The organism is Rothia sp. HMSC066H02 (genome assembly GCF_001814995.1).
Lineage (GTDB): Bacteria > Actinomycetota > Actinomycetes > Actinomycetales > Micrococcaceae > Rothia > Rothia mucilaginosa.
The window spans coordinates 1-433 of record NZ_KV818667.1; positions in this window are offsets into that span (position 1 = coordinate 1).

Sequence of the window (433 nt, forward strand, 5' to 3'; positions counted from 1 at the left end):
CCAGCGTTTTGTGTGCCGTGCAAATCCGTTTTCCATGATTCGCACCACAATGTTTCTTTCCTAAACTCTTCCATCATCACCAACCGGCAACCCGAAATTCCTTCAAGCAAGAAACCAAAACACTATACAATTGAAAGTCATTCAACCGCTTCTGACTAGGAGAAACACCGAAGAAGTTCTTCGTTTTTTCCTCCTCGCCGCGGCGACTCATACAACTATACAGATGCCGAAATAGGTCTGCAACCCGAAATAGGGTGAAGTAGACCACAAATAGGGCCTTGAAAGGGTCTCAAACACCCTCACAAACACCAAAACACCTAGTCAGTGCGTTTTATGGGTGCTAAAAAATCTTTAAAAAACTTCCAAAAAACCTTATAAACGCAGAAGAAACCACTCAAACCCTCACAGAATCCCCTCTGGAGCCCCCCCCCCC